The following is an 18,630-nucleotide window of genomic DNA, read 5'->3' on the forward strand; positions in this document are numbered from 1 at the left end:
CCGGCGCCGCGCACGTGCAGAGCCCGCTACGGCTCGAGCAGTCGGCCCGCCGCCTGGTCCTCCGCTGCCGTCGCCTTGGCGAGGTAGTGCACCTTCTTGCCCGTCGCGTTGTAGGGCAGCTCGTCGACGAAGCGGTACCGCCGCGGCCGCTTGTAGCGGGCGAGCCCGGGGTGCGAGCCCGTCCACTCCTCGAGCTCGGCGGCGGCCGCGACGTCGTCGTCCGGTAGCCGTCCCGCTGCACGGACCACGTACGCCGTGACGACCTCGCCCCACCGCTCGTCCGGGATCCCGACGACGATCGAGTCGGCGACGCCCGGGTGCTCCTGCAGTGCGGCCTCGACCTGGACGGGGTGGACGTTCTCGCCGCCGGAGATGATCATGTCGTCCTTGCGGCCGACGATCGTCACCCGCTCGTGCTCGTCCCACGTCGCGAGGTCGCCGGGGTAGAACCAGCCGTTCGCGAACTTCTCCGCCTCGAGCCCCGGGTTGCGGTACGAGTAGCCGGACTTCACGGTCCGGACCGCGAACTCGCCGATCTCGGAGCCGTCCTTCGGCACGGTGTCGCTCGGGTCGGCCAGGCGGTCCTCGTAGACGCGCACCACGGCGACGTCGTCGTCCGTCGATGCTCGTCCGGTGGAGCCGGCGCCGTCGGGGAAGTCCTCAGGACGCAGGAACGTGTTCCAGAAGGTCTCGGTCGTCCCGTAGCCGTTGAAGATCCGCGGGGACAGGAGCTCCTGGTAGCGGAGTGCGGCGGCGCGGTCGAGCGGTGCACCCATCGTGACGATGCCGTGCAGGGACGACAGGTCGCGGGGCCGGGCCTCTTGCGCGTTCGCGAGCTGCACCAGGTTCGGCGGCGCACCGATCAGGAACGTCAGCCGCTCGGACTCGACCAGGTCGAGCACCCGCTCGGCGTCGAAGTGCCGCAGGGTGGTGAGCTCGGCGCCGACGTAGAACACCGGGTTCGGGCCGCCCGAGTACAGGCCGCCACGGTGGAACAGCGGCGACATGTTGAGCGTCTTGTCGAAGGGGCTGAGCGGGAAGTGCATCACGACGTCGTGGGCGCTGAGCACCTCGACCAGGCTCGGCAGGGGCACCGGCTTCGGTCGCCCGGTGGTGCCGGAGGTGTAGAGCCGGGTGGTCTCGTCGTAGGTGCTGCGCGGCTCGGTCGCGGCGAGCTCGGCGGGGGTGACGGGGTCGGCGGCGAGGAGGGCGGTGAACGCGACGCGCGCGTCGTGTGTGGGGTCGTCGTCGTGGTGCGCTGCGTGGTCGTCGCCACCGACGACGACGATGTGGTCGGGACGGTGCGGCGCGGTCTCGAGCGCTCGAACGATGTCGTCGCCACGCACTGCGTCGTGCACCAGCACCACGGGCGCGGAGTCCTCGATGATGAAGGCGACCTCGTCGGGCGCGAGCCGGAAGTTCGTCGGCGAGAACACCGCGCCGATGCGGTGGCACGCCAGGTAGAGCATCGCGAACTCGGGCGAGTTGAACAGCTCGACCATCACGACCGAACCGCGACCGACTCCGTGCCGGACGAGCCACCCGCCGATGTGGTCGACGACGTCCCCGAGTTCCGCGTAGGTCCACGACCGACCCGTGTCCGGGTCGCGCAGCGCGGGCCGGTCCGCGAAGCGGTGGGTGTTCCGCGCGAAGCCGTTCGCGTACGTGTAGCTGCCCTCGAACACCTCGCGGAACCGCGTCGGGTCGTAGTCGGATCGGGTCTCGGTCATCATCGCTCCCTGGGGCGGTCGAACGGCGCGTCACGCACCGATCGTCACTGTATCCGCCGCGCGGGGACGGCGGACGGGAGGCCCGGTGCGGGTCAGGCGGCCGCGTCCGGTCGCGCGGTGCGCGCCCAGAACCAGGCCCCGATCGCGCCCGCCACGCAGGCCGCGCCGACCGCGCCGAGCAGCACCGGCGACGCGTGGGTCCCCGCGGGACCCGAGTAGACCGCGGCGGTGAGCGCCACCGCGACGACCGCCAGTGCCACGTACCGGGCACGCGAGGCCATCAGGACCGCACTGCCGGCGGAACCCGCGAACGGCAGCAGCGTCGCGACGACGGCTCCGACCCCGCCGACGCACAGGGTGATGGCGAACTCCGACGTCAACGCGGACCAGAAGCCCCCGCCCGCGGTCAGGCTGTGGAGCACCCACCCCGCGGTCGCGAGCCCGAGCAGCGCGATCGTCCGCCAGGTCGCGCTCCGGGCACCGGCGGCGATCCCGGAGCCGAGGCGCAGCGCGGCGGTGTCCAGGTCGGGGCGTCCCGACGGCACGAGCACCATCCCGACGATCAGGGCGGGGGAGAGGTCCGCGGCCCGCGTGATCCCGCACGCCACGAGCGCCGCGAGCACCAGCCACGGGGACACCCGGAAGCCCACCGCACGGTGGTCGGGCCCGGCTGCCCACCGGGTCACGAGCACCACGGCCGCCGTGAGCACCGCGGTGCCGAGCAGCACGGCGATGGCGAGGCGGACGTAGCGGGCCTCGAGCGAGACGCCCACGCCGAGCAGCGTGCACAGGACGGCGACGGCCACCGCGACCGTGATCGACACCCAGGTCGGCAGCACGTCGTCGGACCCGGAGCGGTCCGAGCGCGAGCGGTTCCGCCCGAGCAGTCCGGCGAAGGGCGAGCGGATGCGCCCGCGGGCAGCGGCGGCGACGAGCGCGAGGGGTGCGGCGATGAGCAGGAGGAACCCGGCGGCGACGGCCGTGGCGATCAGGACGGTCCGCCAGGAGAACGCGGCCTGGATCGTCGGAACGGTGCGGTCGTAGGCGGTGGCGGCGGTCCAGTCGCCCGCGGGGCCCGACCAGTCGGTGTGGCCGCCGGAGCCTGCGGCCCCGGGGGTGCTCGTGCCGGTCGGGTCGGTGCCGTCACCGGGCGCTGCCGCCGATCCGGGGCCGTCGTCGCCGGTGCCGCCGGCGTTCCCGGTTCCGGTGCCGGCCGGGGTCCCCGCGTCGCCGGGGGTCTGGCCGTCACCCGGTGCGGTCGTGGTGCCGGTGGTGCCGGTTCCGGTTCCGGTGCCGTTGCCGGTGCCGGTGGTGCCGGTGCCGTTGGTCGGTGCGTCCCCGCCGGTTCCAGAGGTGCCGGGGGTGCCGTTCGGGGCGCCCGAGGTCGACCACACGGTGACCTGCACGGCAGCGGACGACCGCGAGTAGTTGCCGGCGGCGTCGTGCTGCGTGGCGGTGAGGTCGTGTCCGCCAGCCCGCAGTTGCGACCCAGCGGTGGAGCAGGACCAGGAACCGTTCGCAGCGACCTCGGCCCGGCAGACGGGTGCGCGGTCGACGTAGACGGTCACGTCGGCACCGGGTTCGCCGGTGCCGCGGACGACCGTGGCACGCGAACCGACGCGGTCGCCGTCGTCGGGTGCGGTGATCCGCGGGGCTGCCGGTGCTGTGCGGTCGACCGTGATCCGCACGGGGGCCGAAGACGCACTGCGCAGGTCGGAGCGGTAACCGCGCGCCGTGCTGGCGGTCTGCGAGGCGGTCACGGTGACGGTCGCGTCGGACCGCAGGGCGAGCGAGGTCACCCACCGACCGTCCGGGCCGACCGGGGCGGTCTGCTGCGTCGACGATCCGGAGACCGACAGCACCACGGTGGAACCGGGGAAGCCCGTGCCGGAGAGCGCGCCGCTGGTCGGGTGGTCGGACGCGATGGTCGGCGGCACGATGACGTCGGAAGCCGGGGCACTCGCGGGCGGCTGGCTCGGCGCGGTGACGTCCCGCACCGTGAAGACCTGCTGCGGACCCGACCGCACCGTACCGAGGCACGACCACGAACCGTTCGCCTGCACCTGGGCCGAGCACCCGGTCGAACCGGTCGACGCGGGGCCCGCGACGCGGACGACGTGCGCCGGGGTCCCGGTGCCGTGGAACCGGGCGGTGCTGCTCGTCACGTCCCCCGGGTCGGCGATGGTCGGTGCGACGGGCGGTCGTCCGGTGGACGCGGGCGGGGGCGTGGGGGTGCCGGGGCGACCGCTGCTCGGGGGGCCGACGAGTTCGCCCGGTGCGGGGGTCGCGGTGCTCGCGGCGCTGACGCGTTCGGTGGTCGCCTGTTCGTGGGGCGCCGTGCCGGCGAACGCAGGGGCGGCCGCCGCCGCCAGCAGCGCCGCGGCGAGGACGGCCGTGGCCGAGGCGAGCGCGACGAACCGGGTACGACGACGAGGGCCGTCGCCCCCGACGGCCCGGTCGTCCACGTTGTCCCCTCGCGTGCTCACCGGCTCCATCCCACGTGATCCGGGCCGCTGGGTCAATACACCTCGCGGATGATGTCCCGCATCCGGTCGTGTTCGCCCCGCAGCCCGAACGCCCGGTGTGCGTGACTCGGGAATCGCCCGTGAACCCTGGCGGTCGACGCGAGCACTGCGGACGCGTCGGTAGACTTCACGACGGCCGTTCAGGCCACGCAGCACCGCGGATCCGAACGCGAGAAGGAGCACCCACGCATGGACACCGGACTCGTCACGACGCTGATCGTCGTCGGAGTGGTGGTGGTGATCCTGGTCATCATCGGGATCTACCTCTGGGTGACGTACAACTCGCTCGTCACGCTCAAGGTGCGTGTGGACGAGGCCTGGAGCGACATCTCGGTGCAGCTGAAGCGGCGCGCCGACCTCATCCCGACCATCGTCGACACGGTCAAGGGGTACGCCACCCACGAGAAGGCCGTCTTCGACGACGTCACCAAGGCGCGCTCCGAGACCCTGACGGCCGGTGACGCCGGCACGGCCTCCGCGGCCGAGGGACACATGCAGAAGGCGCTGAAGAGCGTGTTCGCGGTCGCCGAGGGGTACCCGCAGCTGCAGTCGAGCCAGAACTTCCTGCAGTTGCAGACCGAGCTCGTCGACACCGAGGACAAGATCCAGTCCGCCCGGCGCTTCTACAACGGCGGCGTGCGCGAGCTGAACACGAAGATCCGGGTCTTCCCGAACTCCACGTTCGCCAAGCGACGGGGCTTCGCCGAGGCGACGTTCTTCGAGACCGCCGAGCCGGCAGCCATCGCCGAGCCGCCGCGCGTCCAGTTCTGACCCCAGCCTCGCAGCTGCCGTGTACAGCGCCATCGCGCGGAACAAGCGCAACACCGTCGTCATCGTCCTGGTCTTCCTGCTGATCATCGGCGCGCTCGGGTTCCTGGGCGGCTACCTGGCGGGGAACGTCTCGATCGGCGTCATCGTGCTCGCCGTCGCCCTGGGCTACGCGGTGCTGCAGTACTTCTTCGCTGCTCGGCAGGCGACCGCCATCGCCGGCGGCATCGAGATCGACCGCACCTCCGAACCGCGGCTCTGGCGGACGGTCGAGAACCTCGCGATCTCGACCGGCATGCCGATGCCCCGGGTCTACGTCATCCAGGACCCGTCGCCGAACGCCTTCGCCACCGGGCGCGACCCGGAGCACGCCGTGGTCGCGGCGACGACCGGGCTGCTCCAGATCATGGACGACCAGGAGCTCCAGGGTGTGATGGCCCACGAACTCGGGCACGTCCGCAACTACGACATCCGGGTCTCGACGATGGTGTTCGGGTTGGTGGTCGCCGTCGGCCTGATCGCCGACGTGCTCCTGCGCATCTCGATCTTCAGCGGCCTGTCCGGCGGCCGGAACCGCAACTCGGACAACGGCGGTGGCGCGAACCCGGTGCTGCTCATCGCCGGCATCGTGGCCGTCGTCGTGGCGCCGATCGCCGCGGCGGGCGTGCAGGCCGCGGTGTCCCGGCAGCGCGAGTACCTCGCCGACGCCACCGGTGCGATGACGACCCGTCACCCCGAGGGCCTCGCCCGGGCGCTCGAGAAGCTCGGCGCGTACGGCCGTCCGATGCAGACGCAGAACTCGTCGATGGCCCACCTGTGGATCGCCGACCCGATGCGCCCCGGCGTGATGGACCGGCTGTTCTCGACGCACCCGCCGCTGCCGGACCGCATCGCACGGTTGCGGGCGAACGCCGACCGCTTCTGACGCCGGTCAGGCCTCGACGGCGTCGAGTTGCACCGTGGGCTCCGGGGCATCGGCGTCGTCGACGGCTTCGTGCGGGACCAGCGGAAGGCCGAGCGCCCCGGCGACCGCGGCCGCAGCCGTGCCCCGATCCGTGACCTCGACCTCGTCGAGTCCCTGCCAGGCGGCGGTGCGTCGGAGGGTCTCGGCCAGCCGCTCGGCATCGAGGTGCTCGCCGGGCTCCTGCCACGCGGTCCGGACCCGCAGCACGCCACGCTGCCGGTCGCTCTTCAGGTCGACCCGGCCGACGAGGCGGTCGTCCTGCAGCACGGGCAGCACGTAGTACCCGAACACCCGCTTCGGGGCCGGTGTGTAGATCTCGATCCGGTAGTGGAACCCGTACATCCGCTCCGCGCGCCGGCGGAACCACACGACCGGGTCGAACGGGCTGAGCACCGCGTCGGCGGTGACCTGCCGGGGCACCCGGGCGTCGGGGTGGAGCCAGGCCCGCTCACCCCAGCCCTCGACCCGCACGGACAGGAGCTCGCCGGCAGCGGTGAGCTCCGCGATGGCGCCGGCGGTGTCGTCCGACCGCAGTCGGTAGTAGTCGGCGATGTCAGCTCGGGTGCCGACGCCGAGGGCGCGGGTGGCGTGCCGGACGAGTTCGAGCACTGCGGCAGCGCGCGGCGGTGCCGTCTCGAGGAACCCGGCCGGCAGGACCTGCTCGGGCAGGGCGTACACGCGCTCGAAGCCCGACCGTCCGGCGCTCACGGCCTCGCCCCAGCGGAACATCTGCTCGAGCCCGAGTTTCACGTCGCTCCAGCCCCACCACGGACCACGGCGGACGTTCGACTCGTGCTCGACCGCACTGGCCCGCATCGGCCCCTCGGCACGCAGGAGCGCGTGCAGCTCGCGTCGGACCCCGGCGGTGCGGGTGACGCCGTCGATCCGGGTCGGACCGGCGTCGCGGTCCCGCAGGGCGTCCATCCGCCAGCGGAACAGCCGCAGGTCGTCGCGCGGGATGAGGGCTGCCTCGTGCGCCCAGTACTCGGTGTAGGGCCCGGACCGGCCGAGGGTCAGTCGGTCGAGCGTGGACCGGTCGTACGCCCCCAGTCGTGCGAAGAGCGGCAGGTAGTGGCTGCGCTCGAACACGTTCACCGAGTCGATCTGCAGCAGCCCGAGCCGGGCGAACGCTGCGTTCACCGCACGCGTCGAGACGTCCGTCGCCGGTGGCCGACCGAACCCCTGCGCGGCGAGGGTGACGCGGCGGGCTTCGGCGGCGGAGAGCGAGGACCTGACCATGCGGCGACGCTACCGAACCCCGCCGACAGCGCGGCGTCCGAACGTATGCCGTATCTGGAACGCGAGGACGTTCGGATCGCTAGGATCGGCCCATGGCCTGGGGAAAGAAGACACCGCACACGGATCCCGTCGTCGTCGATGACGCGGTGCCGCCCGGCATGCGGATCGCCGGTGCGTGGTCGTGGCGGATCCTCGTCGTGGTCGGCGTCGTCGCGGTGGTCATCTACCTGGTCACGCTGTTCAGCGAGATCCTCATCCCGTTCCTCATCGGCATCGTCGTCGCCGCGCTCCTGGTCCCGCTGTCGAACTGGATGCAGCGCCACCACGTGCCGAAGTGGCTCGCGGTCATCGTCAGCCTGGTCGGTGGGCTCGCCGCCGTCGGGGCGCTCATCTGGCTCGTCGTCGACCAGATCGCCGCCGCCTACCCGTCGCTCCGCGACCGCACCCTGTCGCAGTACGACAACATCCGCGACTTCGTGCTCAGCTCCGGGCTCGGGATCAGCCAGAAGGACCTGAACTCCTACCTCAACCAGGCGACCGACTGGCTGCAGAGCAACTCCGGCTCGATCCTGTCCGGAGTGGCCAGCGCGGGGTCGTCGCTGACGCACATCCTCACCGGCCTGTTCATCGTCATCTTCACGGTGATCTTCCTGCTCATCGACGGCAAGAACGTCTGGCGCTGGACGGTCCGGCTCTTCCCGAAGAACGCCCGCAGCGCGATCGACGGCGCCGGGGTCGCCGGCTGGACGACGTTGACGAGCTTCATCCGGGTGCAGATCTTCGTCGCGTTCGTCGACGCCGTCGGCATCGGCCTCGGTGCGTTCTTCCTGCAGCTGCCGCTCGTCGTGCCGATCGCGGTCTTCGTGTTCCTCGGGTCGTTCATCCCGGTCGTCGGCGCGATCGTCACCGGGTTCCTGGCGGTGTTCGTCGCCCTGGTCTTCAACGGCCCGGTGGCGGCGGTCATCATGCTCGGCGTGATCCTGGTCGTGCAGCAGGTCGAGGGACACATCCTGCAGCCGCTCGTCATGGGCAGCGCTGTCAAGGTGCACCCGCTCGCCGTCGTCCTCGGGGTCACCGCGGCGTCGGGTCTCGCGGGCATCGCGGGCGCGTTCTTCGCCGTCCCGCTCATCGCCACCGTCAACTCCATGGTCACGACCATCTCGAGCGGTCGGTGGAAGACGATGGACTCCGACCACGTGCTCGAGGCCAAGCAGGACGCGCACGACGAGAACGTCCGGACCAAGCGCCGGCGCAAGGTCCTCAAGTTGCGCAAGCGCCGTGGCGACGTCCCGAAGCCGGGCACCGACGAGCAGCCGACCGCGGTCAAGGGGACGGCAGGCTGACGCTGAACGATCCCTCGTGTCACGGGTTCGCCGCGGACGCCCGGAACGACGATGATGGGGGAGTGACCGACACCAGCGCCTCCCAGCACACGCTCGCCGCGATCCCCACCCTCGCGGACATCGAGACGGCGCGGGAGACCATCTCGGGCGTCGCGCGCGTCACCCCGATGGAGACCTCGCAGTTCCTGGCCGAGGTGCTCGGTTCACCGGTGCACCTGAAGTGCGAGAACCTGCAGCGCACCGGTGCGTACAAGGTCCGCGGCGCGTACAACCGCCTGTCGACCCTGTCCGAGGAACAGCGCGCCAAGGGCGTCGTCGCGGCCAGCGCCGGCAACCACGCCCAGGGCGTCGCCCTCGCCGCCCGCGAGCTCGGCATCCCGGCGACGATCTTCACCCCGGTCGGTGTCGCGCTGCCGAAGCTGCAGGCCACCCGCCACTACGGCGCCGAGGTCGTCCTGCGTGGCCATTCGGTGGAGGAAGCCCTGAGCGCCGCCAAGGACTTCGCCGCGCACACCGGCGCGGTCTTCATCCCGCCGTTCGACCACCCCGCCGTCATCGCCGGCCAGGGAACGCTCGGCCTCGAGATCATCGACCAGGTGCCCGACGTGGACACCGTCGTCGTGCCGATCGGCGGCGGCGGGGTCATCTCCGGCATCGCCCTCGCCGTCAAGGGCATGGCCGAGCGGCTCGGACGACCGATCAAGGTCATCGGGGTGCAGGCCGAGAACGCCGCTGCCTACCCGTCGTCGATCCGCGCCGGCGAGCCCGTCACCATCACGACGACACCGACGATCGCCGACGGCATCGCGGTCGCCCGCCCCGGCGACCTGAACTTCCCGATCATCCGCGACCTGGTCGACGACATCGTCACGGTCTCCGACGACGACACCGCCCGCGCCCTGCTCGTGCTGCTCGAACGTGCGAAGCTCGTGGTCGAGGCCGCCGGCGCAGTCGGTGTCGCCGCGATCATGTCCGGCGCGGTCCGCGACACCGGGCGCACCGTCGTGCTGCTGAGCGGCGGCAACATCGACCCGCTCATGATGGAGCGCGTGATCACCCGGGGTCTCGTCGCCGCGTCGCGCTACATCGGCATCCGCATCATGCTGCCGGACCGTCCCGGCCAGCTCGCCCGGGTCGCCCAGGTGATCTCGGACGCCGGCGCGAACGTGGTCGAGGTCCTGCACACCCGCCACGGACAGGGCCTGGTCATCAACGAGGTGGCCCTCGACCTGTCGATCGAGGCGCGCGGCCCCGAGCACGCGCAGGAGGTCATCCAGCGCCTGCACGAGGTCGGCTTCCGCCCGGAGCTCCTCGAGCACTAGCCCTGCGCACGTGTCCTGCGACGATCCACGAGTCGTTCGACGCGTGTCCTGTCGGATCCGTGGTGCGCCCCGGCGGGCGGGGCCGTGGACGCGACCAGCGGACAGACGGGAGGCCCGTGGCGGTGTCGCCCCGGGCCTCCTGTCCGTCTGTGGTGCTGCCTACGGCTCGTAGCGCTCGATCTTGACGACCTCGACCGCGATCTCCTTGCCGTTCGGCGCCGTGTAGGTGGCCTTGTCACCGGCCTTGAGGCCGACGATCGCCGCGCCGACGGGGCTGACCGGGCTGTAGACCGTCAGGTCGGAGCCCTCGGCGACGATCTCGCGGCTGCCGACCAGGAACGTCGACTCGTCGCCTGCGATGACCGCGGTGACGACGGTGCCGGGCTCGACCGTGCCGTCGAAGACGGCTTCGCTGACGGTCGCGTGCTTGAGGAGGTTCGTGAGGACGCGGATGCGCGCCTCGATCTTGCCCTGCTCGTCCTTGGCGGCGTGGTAGCCGCCGTTCTCCTTGAGGTCGCCCTCTTCGCGAGCGGCCTCGATGCGGCGCGCGATCTCGGCACGGCCCTCGCCGCTCAGCTCGTCGAGCTCCGCCTGGAGACGGTCGTGCGCCTCCTGGGTCAGCCAGGTGACCTGCGTGTCGTTGCTCATCTTCTGTCCCTTCGACCATGAAAAACGAGACCGGCCGAGTGGTCGGTCTCGAGAGGCGAATCAGGACAGTCTAGGGAATCCAGCAGTCGTGGATCAAGCCGGTGACGCCACGGGTCGTGGTCGTCACCTCGGTGCTGACACTGCGGGTGCGCTGCTCGGACGGGGCGAGGGTGATCTCCTTCCAGCCCACGATCGAGTAGCTCTTGTCGAGGACCTGGACGGCGCACTTCGCCCGGACGCCCGGGTCGACGGAGACCTGCGAGTGCACGACCGTGCTGTGCTGGGAGAGGACCTCGTACCCCACGACGTCGTCGGTCAGGCCGCGGTCGGACTGGTCGAGACCCGCCCAGATCACCCAGGCGGCGAAGACCACGACCACGGCGATGGCGGCGGTGATCGCGACGGCCTTGCTACGGCGCGCTCGGGCCGGGGTGCGGCCGTAGCGGTCGTCGAGGGTGGCGGTGTGGTGCTGTTCGGACAGTTCGGGGCTCCCGGGGTGATTATCCTGATCCCAGGGTAGTTCACGCGTCGCTGTGCACTTCCCGTCCTCGCTCGTCCTCCGCTCGCCCACGCTCACCCACGTGAGGAAGTCCCGTGCCGTACCGCTTGCTGGCCGTCCACGCCCACCCCGACGACGAGTCGAGCAAGGGGGCGGCGACCGCGGCGAAGTACGTGGCCGAGGGGCACGAGGTGCTGGTCGTCTCCTGCACCGGGGGCGAGGCCGGCGACATCCTCAACGACCAGCTCGGCGAGCCCGCGACGAGCCGTGCGCACCGCGACATGGCCGGGTACCGCCGTGGTGAGATGGCCGCCGCGCAGGCAGCCCTCGGCATCGACCACCTGTGGCTCGGCTACCACGACTCCGGACTGCCCGACGCCGAGAAGGGCGAGACCGTCCGACCCGGCACGTTCTCGACCGTGCCGCTCGAGTACAGCACCGAGGCGCTCGTCCGGGTGATCCGCCGGTTCCGTCCGCACGTGCTCGTCACCTACGACGAGAACGGCGGCTACCCGCACCCCGACCACATCCGCACGCACGAGGTGTCCGTCGCCGCCTGGGCAGCCGCGGCCGATCCCGCTGCGTACCCCGCGGCCGGCGAACCGTGGTCGATCGCGAAGCTCTACTACGAGCGCACGATGAACCCGCGCCGCTTCCGGACGATCTTCGAGGCGCTGCAGGACCGCGACCCGGACAGCCCCGCGATCGAGCAGCTGCGCGAGTGGGTCGAGCGGTTCGCCGACCGGCCCGACCTCGCGACCACGCACGTCGACGTGCACGAGTACTTCGACCAGCGCGACGCCGCGCTCCGTGCCCACGCCAGCCAGGTGGCACCGGACAGTGCGTTCTTCTACTGGCCGAACGACCTCCTGGCCACGGTGTGGCCGACCGAGGACTACCAGCTCGTGGAGGCCCGCGTGCCGACCGAGCTCCCGGAGACCGATCTGTTCGCCGGGATCCCTGCCGACAAGGAACCGACCCCGTGAGCTCCATCGCGGCGGCACTCGCCGCCACCCCCAGTCCCAGCCCCAGCGTCGTGCCGGACGTGAACGTCACCCCCGGTGTCGTCGGGTTCATCGCCATCGCGCTCGTGGCGATCGCGACGATCGTCCTGGTCGTGGACATGACCCGGCGCATCCGCCGGACGCGCTACCGGTCGGAGATCCGCGAGCGTCTCGAGGCGGAAGCGAACGGCACCGCGGTCGACGGTCCGGCGACGGACGAGTCGGAGCGGCGTGCGGCCGAGGACGGCCGAGCCGACGTCGGGGACGACACCGAGCGCGGTTGACGCGCTAGCGCCTGACGGAACCGGGCGTGCCTGGGCGGATCGGGCGTACCTGGTCGAAAGTTCCGGGTGAGTACGCCCGGAACAACCAGGCATCGCGCGCGTTCCGGGAAGGAACGTGCGACCGTCAGCGCACCGGGTCCAGGGCGACGATGAGCACACCGACCCACTGCGCGCCGAAGGCCACGACCGTCAGGGCGTGGAACACCTCGTGGAAGCCGAACTGGGTGGGCACCGGGTTCGGCCGCTTGAAGCCGTAGACCAGCGCGCCGATGATGTAGGCGACACCGCCGGACAGGATGAGCACGGTCATCGGGACGCTCGCCGCGAAGAACTGCGGCAGCAGCCCGAGCGCCGCGCAGCCGAGCACCAGGTAGATCGGCACGTACAGCCACCGGGGCGCGTTGATCCACAGCACCCGGAAGGCGATGCCGAGGGCGGCGCCGGACCACATCACCCAGAGCACGACCACCATCAGGGTGTGCGGCAGGGCGCAGATCGCGATCGGCGTGTAGGTGCCGGCGATGAGCAGCAGGATGTTCGTGTGGTCGATGCGCTTGAGCACCGCCTTGACGGTCGGCCCCCACGGGAACCGGTGGTACGTCGCGGAGACCCCGAACATGGCCAGCGACGTGGCCATGAACACCGCGCTGCCGACCTTCGCCGCGGTGCTGTCGGCCAGGGCGATGAGGACGATGCCCATCGCGATGGCGAACGGGAACGCGCCGAGGTGGATCCACCCGCGCCAGGCGGGGCGGGTGTCCTCCGTGGTCGTCGCGGCCTCTTCGGTGAACGGGACGTGGGGGAGGGTGGCGGTCTCGTGCTCGTCCTGCATGTGCCGACTGTAAGCCCCGTGCCCGAACGGATGCCACGAGTTCTGGGGGAGCCGCACTCGGGACGCTCCGACCGACGGTGCACTACGCTCGGTGCGTGACCGGCAGGGTGGGATGGGCAGGACGAGGGATCCTCTACCGCGCCTACCAGAGCCGCATCCGCCGCCAGATCGAGGGCAGCGCGAAGCCGAAGCACGTCGCCATGATCGTCGACGGCAACCGTCGGTGGGCGAAGCAGCTCGGGCTCGAGTCCGCTGCGCACGGCCACCGCGCCGGCGCCGCGAAGATCCCGGAGTTCCTGACCTGGTGCGACGAGCTCGGCATCGAGGTCGTGACGCTCTACCTGCTCTCCGCCGACAACCTGACCGGACGTGCCGGAGCGGAACTCAGCGAGCTCGTCGGCATCATCGGCGACCTGGCCGGGGTGCTCGCCGACACCACGGACTGGCGGGTGCAGCACGTCGGGTCGAACGAGGGCCTGCCCGACTCGCTCGTGTCCGCGCTCGCGCAGGCCGAGGAGCGCACCGCCGGCCGGACCGGACTCCACATCAACCTGGCCGTCGGGTACGGCGGGCGCCGCGAGATCGCCGACGCCATGCGCAGCATCGTGGAGTCGCACGGCGCAGGTGGCGGCACGATCGACACCCTGGCCGAGGTCCTGACCCCCGAGCTCATCGGCGACCACCTGTACACGCAGGGACAGCCTGACCCCGACCTGGTGATCCGGACCTCGGGTGAGCAGCGGCTGTCCGACTTCATGCTGTGGCAGAGCGCGCACAGCGAGTTCTACTTCGTCGAGGCGCTCTACCCCGACCTGCGCGAGGTCGACTTCCTGCGCGCTGTCCGCGACTTCGGGCTCCGGTCGCGACGCTTCGGCGGCTGACGCTTCCTCGCTACTGCGCGGATCGGCCTGGGTTCGCTGACGTTCAGTGATCCCAGTAGACTCACAGGGTTTTCGTCCCACGGAAGGTTGCACCTGTGAACATCGACGAGTACGCCGCGGGCTTCTCCGAGGACCCCGGCTACCTCGACCACGCTGCGTTCGGCCCCGTGCAGACCGCCGTGCTCGAGGAGCAGCGCGTGCTCGGCACGATCCAGGAGCACATGCGCTTCGGCGCCATGGAGACCCTCGACGAGCAGGACGCCCGAGTCCGCACGGTCGCCGCCCGCTTGGTCGGTCGCCGCGAGGACCAGGTCGTCTCGCAGACCGCGACGACGCCCGGCCTGCTGCACACGGCCTTCGGCCTGACCGGCGGCGTGCTGGTGTCGGCCGACGAGTACCCCTCGCTGCCGCTCGCGCTGGCGAGCGCCGCCTCGGCGACCGGCGGCCGGGTCCAGCCGGTCGTCATCGAGTCCGGTGCCGGGTGGATGACCCCCTCGCTCATCCAGGAGCGCCTGACCGACGACGTGACGGCCGTGGCGGTGTCGCTGGTCGACTGGCGCACCGGCTACCTGGCCGACCTCGCCGGCATCCGCGAGGTCATCGGCGACCGCCTGCTGATCCTCGACGCGATCCAGGGCTTCGGAGTCGTCGACGCCCCCTACGAGATCGCGGACGTCGTCGCGACCGGCGGCCAGAAGTGGCTGCACGCCGGCTGGGGCACGGGCTTCACCGCCTTCAGCGACCGCGCCCTGAACCGCTTGCGTCCGGCGCTGTCCGGCCCGCACGGCACCACCGGCTGGCCCGTGGACGTCCCCGCCGTGCGCCCGGGTGCCGCCGGGTACCAGATGACCCGCATCGACCCCATCGCGCAGGCCCGCCTCGCGGTGTCGCTGGACCGGCTGACCGCCGTCGGTGTCGCCGCCGTGCAGGAGCGCGTCACCGAGCGCGTCGAGCGCGTGTTCGCGATCGCGGACGAGTTCGGGCTCGAGGTCGAGTCCAGCCGCGACCCGCGCGAGCGCGCCGGCATCGTCGTGCTGCGGCCGGCCGAGGGGCGCCTGACCGCGCTGTCCGCGGCGCTGCACAACCACGGCGTGACCGCGACGACGCGGCTCGGCGTCGCGCGGGTGTCGGTCTTCGCCTCGACCACCGACGAGACGCTCGACATGTTCCGGGACGCCTGCGTCTCGTACGCCACGCTGCAGTAGCGCGCGCCCAACAGGCGGACGGGAGGCGCGGGGCGGTGCCCCCACGGGCCTCCCCTCTGTCGAGTGGTCGCGAACTGTCGGCTCGCGCGGTCGCAGCCGACAGTTGGTGACCACTCGACGCCGTCCGCGCGACGAGTCGCGACCAACGGGCGGCCTGGAGGCGCGGTGCCCGGCCGCCACGGGCCTCCTGTCGGCCACCCGCGAGGGTCACGACGCACCGCGCACGTCCGTCGACTGGTCACCGTCTGTCGGGCGGCACAGCCGCAGCCCACAGCTCGTGACCGGTCAACTGCCGGTGTCACGTTGTTCACGTGACCGTAACGCCGGAAACCGCGTGTCGCTGGCGGGGTGTCGGAGGGCGGACGTACGTTGTCCCCATCGGGCACCGCGCCCGATCGAAGCGGCCACAGTCGGTGCTTCGGGACCCGCTCCACGGCCGCGTTCGAGGACATGGACCGGGCTGCTCGCGGCCCGGGGATGGAGTGGTCGTGACCTCTCAGAACGTCTCTCGCGGAACCCAGCACCAGCCCACCGCGGACTCGTCCACGTCGGTCGCCCAGCGCACGTACGTGCTCGACACATCGGTGCTCCTCAGCGATCCGCGGGCGTTGTTCCGCTTCGCCGAGCACGCGGTGGTCCTGCCCGTGGTGGTCGTCAGCGAACTCGAGTCGAAGCGCAACGACCCGGAGATCGGGTACTTCGCGCGGCAGGCCCTGCGGCTGCTGGACGAGATGCGCATCGAACACGAACGGCTCGACTTCCCGATCGCGCTCGGTGACGGCGGTTCCTTCCGCGTCGAGCTGAACCACTCCAACCAGTCCGTCCTGCCGTCCGGGCTGCAGCTCGGCGACAACGACTCCCGCATCCTCGCCGTCGCCTCGAACCTGCAGAACGACGGGCTCGACGTGGTCGTCGTGTCGAAGGACCTGCCCCTGCGCGTCAAGGCGTCGTCGATCGGCATGGCGGCCGAGGAGTACCGCGCCGAGCTCGCGGTCGACTCCGGCTACACCGGCATCGCCGACCTGCAGGTGTCCGGCGAGCAGATGGCCGACCTGTACGAGAAGGAGGAGATCCGCTCCGTCCAGCTCGACGGCGTGCCGGTCAACACCGGTGTCGTCATCCACTCCGAGCGCGGTTCGGCCCTCGGTCGCGTGCACACCGCCGGTTCCGTCGCCCTGGTCCGTGGCGACCGCGAGGTCTTCGGGCTGCGCGGCCGGTCCGCCGAGCAGCGGCTCGCGATCGACGCCCTGCTCGACTCCGAGATCGGCATCGTGTCCCTGGGCGGCAGCGCCGGCACGGGCAAGTCAGCGTTGGCCCTGTGCGCCGGGCTCGAAGCAGTGCTCGAGCGGCAGCAGCACAAGAAGATCATGGTGTTCCGGCCGCTGTACGCCGTGGGTGGCCAGGACCTCGGGTTCCTGCCCGGTGACGCCGGCGAGAAGATGAACCCGTGGGCGCAGGCGGTCTACGACACCCTCGGGTCGGTGGTGTCCGACAACGTCCTCGACGAGGTGATCGAGCGCGGCCTGATCGAGGTCCTGCCGCTCACGCACATCCGCGGTCGGTCCCTGCACGACGCGTTCGTGATCGTCGACGAGGCACAGTCACTCGAACGGAACGTGCTGCTCACGATGCTCTCCCGCATCGGGCAGAACTCACGCGTGGTGCTCACCCACGACGTCGCGCAGCGCGACAACCTGCGGGTCGGACGGCACGACGGCATCGCGAGCGTCATCGAGCGGCTGAAGGGCCACCCGCTGTTCGCCCACGTCACGCTGACCCGGTCGGAGCGCTCCGCGATCGCTGCCCTCGTGACGGACCTGCTGGACTCGCCCGACCTGGTCTAGGTCCGTCGGCCGAGACTCGGCCTGAGCGACAGTTCTCGCGCGCACCGGCGCGAGAACTGTCGCTCACCGCGAGACTTGCCCGCGGCAAGAGCTCAGTTCGGGTGGGTCATGGACAGGACGTCCAGTGCCGCGTCGAGCTGCTCCTCGGTGACCTCGCCACGCTCGACGTGGCCGAGCGCCACGACGGCCTGGCGGACGGTGATGCCCTCGGCGACGGCGTACTTCGCGACCTTCGCCGCGGCCTCGTAGCCGATGACCCGGTTGAGCGGGGTGACGATCGACGGCGACGACTCGGCGAACGCCCGGGCGCGCTCGAGGTTCGCCTGCAGCCCGTCGATGGTCTTGTCGGCCAGCACCCGCGAGCTGTTCGCCAGCAGGCGGATCGACTCGAGCAGCGCCGTCCCCATCACGGGGATCGCGACGTTGAGCTCGAACGCACCGGACGCACCCGCCCAGGCGATGGTGGCGTCGTTGCCGATGACCCGCGCGCCCACCATCAGGGTGGCCTCGGGGATGACCGGGTTGACCTTGCCGGGCATGATCGACGAGCCCGGCTGCAGGTCGGGGATGTGCAGTTCGCCGAGCCCGGTGTTCGGGCCGGACCCCATCCAGCGCAGGTCGTTGTTGATCTTCGTCAGGCTGACCGCGAGCACCTTGAGCGCCCCTGAGGCCTCGACCAGGGCGTCGCGCGCGCCCTGGGCCTCGAAGTGGTCGACGGCCTCGGTGATGGGCAGGTCGGTGTCGCTCGCGAGCTGGGCGATCACCCGCTGCGGGAAGCCCTTCGGGGTGTTGATGCCGGTGCCGACGGCGGTGCCGCCGAGCGGGACCTCGGCGACGCGGGGGAGCGTCGCGGTGACCCGCTCGATGCCCAGGCGGATCTGGCGTGCGTAGCCACCGAACTCCTGGCCGAGGGTGACCGGGGTGGCGTCCATCAGGTGCGTGCGGCCGGACTTCACGGCGTCGGCCCACAGCGTCGCCTTGGCCTCGAGGGACTCGGCGAGGTGCTCGAGCGCCGGGACGAGCGAGCGCAGCAGGGCTTCGGTCACGGCGACGTGCACCGAGGTCGGGAACACGTCGTTCGAGGACTGCGAGGCGTTGACGTGGTCGTTCGGGTGCACCGCGGTGCCGCCGATGTCCGACGCCAGCGTGGCCAGGACCTCGTTCATGTTCATGTTCGACGAGGTGCCGCTGCCGGTCTGGTACACGTCGACGGGGAACTGGTCGTGGTGCTGCCCACCGATGATCAGGTCCGCCGCGCCCGCGATGGCGTCGGCGACGGCGGGCTCGACGATGCCGAGCTCGCCGTTCACGATGGCCGCAGCGCGCTTGATGCGGGCGAGCGCCACGATCTGGGCCGACTCGAGCCCGGTGCCCGAGATGGGGAAGTTCTCGACAGCGCGCTGGGTCTGGGCGCGGTACAACGCCGACTTCGGCACCCGCACCTCGCCCATGGTGTCGTGCTCGATGCGGAACTCGGTCTCGGTGGTGTCGGTCACGTCGTCGTGGTCCTTCCTGGGGTGCTCGCCGGACGCGGTCGCGTCG

Annotated in this window: 16 protein-coding genes; 9 read left to right on the plus strand and 7 right to left on the minus strand. The window is 71.4% G+C overall.

The features are described from left to right. Positions 1–26: 26 nt before the first annotated feature. Positions 27–1,730: a class I adenylate-forming enzyme family protein gene (locus ACIPV1_RS10010; protein WP_402726291.1), complete on the minus strand. Its 1,704-nt coding sequence runs from the start codon at positions 1,728–1,730 to the stop codon at positions 27–29. A gap of 92 nt (positions 1,731–1,822) precedes the next feature. Next, positions 1,823–4,216: an Ig-like domain-containing protein gene (locus ACIPV1_RS10015; RefSeq protein WP_402726292.1), complete on the minus strand. Its 2,394-nt coding sequence runs from the start codon at positions 4,214–4,216 to the stop codon at positions 1,823–1,825. 228 nt (positions 4,217–4,444) lie between these two features. Between ACIPV1_RS10015 and ACIPV1_RS10020 the strand changes: the two genes are divergently transcribed. Further along, entirely contained in the window at positions 4,445–5,026 is a 582-nt protein-coding gene (locus tag ACIPV1_RS10020; protein ID WP_111084820.1) for a LemA family protein, read from the plus strand. A 19-nt stretch (positions 5,027–5,045) separates the two neighbouring features. Then, positions 5,046–5,948 (plus strand): M48 family metalloprotease, encoded by a 903-nt coding sequence (locus ACIPV1_RS10025; RefSeq protein ID WP_111084819.1) that lies wholly within the window; start codon positions 5,046–5,048, stop codon positions 5,946–5,948. A gap of 6 nt (positions 5,949–5,954) precedes the next feature. Here ACIPV1_RS10025 and ACIPV1_RS10030 read toward each other — a convergent pair whose 3' ends face one another. Continuing rightward, positions 5,955–7,226, minus strand: coding sequence for a winged helix-turn-helix domain-containing protein (locus ACIPV1_RS10030; RefSeq protein WP_402726293.1), 1,272 nt, complete (start codon positions 7,224–7,226; stop codon positions 5,955–5,957). Between the two features lie 92 nt (positions 7,227–7,318). Between ACIPV1_RS10030 and ACIPV1_RS10035 the strand changes: the two genes are divergently transcribed. Together ACIPV1_RS10035 and ilvA are read left to right on the plus strand one after the other, a co-directional pair. Further along, the gene (locus ACIPV1_RS10035; protein ID WP_123294741.1) at positions 7,319–8,569 is read left to right on the plus strand and encodes an AI-2E family transporter; all 1,251 of its coding nucleotides are present in this window, start codon (positions 7,319–7,321) and stop codon (positions 8,567–8,569) included. Between the two features lie 62 nt (positions 8,570–8,631). Next, positions 8,632–9,891 carry a threonine ammonia-lyase gene (gene ilvA, locus ACIPV1_RS10040; RefSeq protein WP_123340649.1) on the plus strand — a complete coding sequence of 420 codons (1,260 nt, stop codon included), beginning with the start codon at positions 8,632–8,634 and terminating at the stop codon, positions 9,889–9,891. Positions 9,892–10,050: 159 nt separating this feature from the next. On the opposite strand, the gene greA is transcribed toward ilvA, so the two are convergent. Together greA and ACIPV1_RS10050 are read right to left on the minus strand one after the other, a co-directional pair. Continuing rightward, entirely contained in the window at positions 10,051–10,539 is a 489-nt protein-coding gene (gene greA, locus ACIPV1_RS10045) for a transcription elongation factor GreA (RefSeq protein WP_111084815.1), read from the minus strand. Between the two features lie 70 nt (positions 10,540–10,609). Continuing rightward, on the minus strand, positions 10,610–11,110 hold the full coding sequence (locus tag ACIPV1_RS10050) for a DUF4307 domain-containing protein (protein WP_159574203.1): 501 nt from the start codon (positions 11,108–11,110) through the stop codon (positions 10,610–10,612). A gap of 23 nt (positions 11,111–11,133) precedes the next feature. Here ACIPV1_RS10050 and mca point away from each other — a divergent pair, with 23 nt between their 5' ends. Continuing rightward, a complete protein-coding gene (gene mca / locus ACIPV1_RS10055; protein ID WP_123294744.1) occupies positions 11,134–12,024 on the plus strand; it encodes a mycothiol conjugate amidase Mca in 891 nt (296 codons plus the stop codon). After that, the gene (locus tag ACIPV1_RS10060; RefSeq protein WP_123294745.1) at positions 12,021–12,326 is read left to right on the plus strand and encodes a hypothetical protein; all 306 of its coding nucleotides are present in this window, start codon (positions 12,021–12,023) and stop codon (positions 12,324–12,326) included. The genes mca and ACIPV1_RS10060 overlap by 4 nt, the downstream gene beginning before the upstream one ends. Positions 12,327–12,450: 124 nt before the next feature. On the opposite strand, the gene ACIPV1_RS10065 is transcribed toward ACIPV1_RS10060, so the two are convergent. After that, entirely contained in the window at positions 12,451–13,158 is a 708-nt protein-coding gene (locus tag ACIPV1_RS10065; RefSeq protein ID WP_123294746.1) for a hemolysin III family protein, read from the minus strand. A gap of 95 nt (positions 13,159–13,253) precedes the next feature. Between ACIPV1_RS10065 and ACIPV1_RS10070 the strand changes: the two genes are divergently transcribed. The 3 genes from ACIPV1_RS10070 to ACIPV1_RS10080 all read left to right on the plus strand — a co-directional run bounded on the left by ACIPV1_RS10070 (position 13,254) and on the right by ACIPV1_RS10080 (position 17,088). After that, positions 13,254–14,039 carry an isoprenyl transferase gene (locus ACIPV1_RS10070; protein WP_173170760.1) on the plus strand — a complete coding sequence of 262 codons (786 nt, stop codon included), beginning with the start codon at positions 13,254–13,256 and terminating at the stop codon, positions 14,037–14,039. A 95-nt stretch (positions 14,040–14,134) separates the two neighbouring features. After that, positions 14,135–15,244, plus strand: coding sequence for an aminotransferase class V-fold PLP-dependent enzyme (locus ACIPV1_RS10075; protein WP_111084809.1), 1,110 nt, complete (start codon positions 14,135–14,137; stop codon positions 15,242–15,244). A gap of 482 nt (positions 15,245–15,726) precedes the next feature. Further along, the gene (locus ACIPV1_RS10080; RefSeq protein WP_185021053.1) at positions 15,727–17,088 is read left to right on the plus strand and encodes a PhoH family protein; all 1,362 of its coding nucleotides are present in this window, start codon (positions 15,727–15,729) and stop codon (positions 17,086–17,088) included. A gap of 92 nt (positions 17,089–17,180) precedes the next feature. On the opposite strand, the gene ACIPV1_RS10085 is transcribed toward ACIPV1_RS10080, so the two are convergent. Next, positions 17,181–18,584 (minus strand): aspartate ammonia-lyase, encoded by a 1,404-nt coding sequence (locus ACIPV1_RS10085; RefSeq protein WP_123294166.1) that lies wholly within the window; start codon positions 18,582–18,584, stop codon positions 17,181–17,183. Positions 18,585–18,630: the final 46 nt, after the last annotated feature.

Source organism: Curtobacterium sp. NPDC089991 (genome assembly GCF_044748425.1).
Classification (GTDB): Bacteria; Actinomycetota; Actinomycetes; order Actinomycetales; family Microbacteriaceae; genus Curtobacterium.

Excerpts from the sequence above, each read along its gene's own strand:
- ACIPV1_RS10010 (WP_402726291.1), bottom strand. The coding sequence starts at position 1,730 with ATGACCGAGACCCGATCCGACTACGACCCGACGCGGTTCCGCGAGGTG.
- ACIPV1_RS10020 (WP_111084820.1), top strand. The coding sequence starts at position 4,445 with ATGGACACCGGACTCGTCACGACGCTGATCGTCGTCGGAGTGGTGGTG.
- ACIPV1_RS10030 (WP_402726293.1), bottom strand. The coding sequence starts at position 7,226 with ATGGTCAGGTCCTCGCTCTCCGCCGCCGAAGCCCGCCGCGTCACCCTC.
- ACIPV1_RS10035 (WP_123294741.1), top strand. The coding sequence starts at position 7,319 with ATGGCCTGGGGAAAGAAGACACCGCACACGGATCCCGTCGTCGTCGAT.
- greA (WP_111084815.1), bottom strand. The coding sequence starts at position 10,539 with ATGAGCAACGACACGCAGGTCACCTGGCTGACCCAGGAGGCGCACGAC.
- ACIPV1_RS10065 (WP_123294746.1), bottom strand. The coding sequence starts at position 13,158 with ATGCAGGACGAGCACGAGACCGCCACCCTCCCCCACGTCCCGTTCACC.